Below are 643 nucleotides of genomic sequence, written 5' to 3'. Positions count from 1 at the left end.
CGAGCCATTGCCGCCGGTGTTAATGGTGCCGTTGCCGTTGTTCACCCCGGTACCGTTGGTCGAGTTACCCGAGACGTTGGTCGAACCATTGCCCTGGGTGTCGATCGTGCCGTTGCCGTTGTCAACGCCGGTGCCATTGGTGGTATTGCCCGAGATATTCGTCGAGCCGTTACCGCCGGTGTTGATGGTGCCGTTGCCGTTGTTCACCCCGATACCGTTCGTCGAGTTACCCGAGACGTTGGTCGAGCCATTGCCCTGGGTGTCGATCGTGCCGTTGCCATTGTCAACGCCAGTGCCATTGGTGGTGTTGCCCGAGATATTCGTCGAGCCGTTGCCACCAGTGTTGATGGTCCCGTTGCCGTTATCGACGCCGGTGCCGTCGGTGGTATTGCCGGAGATGTTCGTCGAGCCATTGCCGCCGGTGTTGATGGTGCCGTTGCCGTTGTCCACCCCGGTGCCGTTGGTCGAATTACCCGAGACGTTGGTCGAGCCATTGCCCTGGGTGTCGATCGTGCCGTTGCCGTTGTCAACGCCGGTGCCATTGGTGGTATTGCCCGAGATATTCGTCGAGCCGTTACCGCCGGTGTTGATGGTGCCGTTGCCATTATCAACACCAGTCCCATCGGTGGTATTGCCGGAAATA

The 643-nt window shown here is 59.6% G+C and carries 1 protein-coding gene; it reads right to left on the bottom strand.

The window, feature by feature from the left end:
- On the bottom strand, positions 1-643 hold a 643-nt coding region (locus AC3G88_RS29425), incomplete at both ends, for a beta strand repeat-containing protein (protein WP_488894494.1).

The organism is Cupriavidus sp. 86D6 (genome assembly GCF_057815095.1).
Note: the sequence above shows the minus strand (reverse complement) of the source record. Positions and strands in the feature narration are given on the sequence as shown.